The organism is Aquirufa sp. ROCK-SH2 (assembly GCF_054558315.1).
In genome coordinates, this window is the sequence record NZ_JBPXKB010000014.1 from 1 (window position 1) to 1415 (window position 1415).

Consider the following 1415-nt stretch of genomic DNA (forward strand, 5'->3'; position numbering starts at 1 on the left):
GGATTGACTGAATAATTTATTAAGTTCCAGTTAAAATAAATGAAATGGATACTTTACATATTTTGATTCGAGTTAGTACTTCATCACAAGAGGAAGATGGAACTAGTTTGATTACTCAGAAACAACAAGGAATTGAATTGTCGAAAAAATTAAAAATGAGTTATGTGGTTCATAATGAAGGTGGTACTTCATCAAGTAAGGACACTTTAGACAATCGACCAGTGATGATCAACCTTTTGAAATTGATGGATGAAGGTGTCGTAAAACATCTTTTCGTTTATAACACAGACAGAATATCCCGAGGTCATACATGGTATTTTATTCGTAAAAAAATGGTTGACAATGGAGTTATTTTATACACTTCTACTGGTAGATACGATACAACAGGTACTATGGAGAATCTTATTCTCGGGATTTTATCAGAGGTGAGTCAGTATGATAACAAAGTACGTTCTGAACGTTCTCGTCTTGGGAAAATGGAGAAGGTTAAACAGAACTACTTTCGAGGTGGTGATCCTCCTTTTGGATATAGAATTGAAAAGGAACAAAAAGGTTCTAGATTGGTTGTAGATGAATATGAAAGTGAATATGTCAGATTGATTTATAAGTTGTATTCCGAAGGTGTTAATATTAAGGGGATAAAGAAACAACTTGAAATAGATGGGGTTAAAACAAGGAGAGGAAATGAAAATTGGTCATTAGGTACAATACAATTGATGTTAAGAAATGATACCTATATTGGAATTGATGAATTCCACGATAAGAAAACTGGCATTACAATACGGAACGAAATTCCATCTATCATTCCTTTTAAATTGTTTGAACTAGTTCAGGAAAAAAGGACACGTACCTTATCTCGTAAGGGTCAAATGAATCGTACGACTCACGAGTATTTGTTTAGGGACTTTATATACTGTTCGTGTGGTTCTCCTATTGGTGGACGTGTAAAACCAGTAAAGTCAGTTTATCATTACTATTGTCCATTATCGGAAAGAAAGTTTAATAAGTCTAAGTCAGAAGACAAATCCTGTTCGATGAAAAGATGTATTCATATACATAAAACGGAAGAGTTGTTATGGGAAACAATACTTGGGATTATATCAGATAATGAACGTCTAATCGGATTATTGAAAACTTCCATAACACAAAAGTCGTCTTTGTCTTCATTAGTTTACAAACAAAGAAATCAGATTAAAAAACAATTAAATATGAAGGAGAATGAATTAAAAACTGTAGTTGATGGTCTTGTTACGATTGAAAGAAAAAAAATTATGGATGAGTTCACATCGAATGAGGTCTACTTTAATCTGAAGAAAGACCTTGACAAATCTTTTAGAAACATACAAGTAGAAATTGAAAACTTAAAGAATACTTTAAAACACTTTGGACAACAAGAATCATGGTTTGAAACATTG

General features: G+C 32.4%; 1 protein-coding gene. It reads left to right on the forward strand.

Translation table 11 applies throughout. The annotated features are described in order from the left end of the window. Positions 1–44: 44 nt before the first annotated feature. A partial coding sequence (locus V7S79_RS12205) for a recombinase family protein (protein ID WP_459490875.1) occupies positions 45–1415 on the forward strand: 1371 nt, incomplete at its 3' end.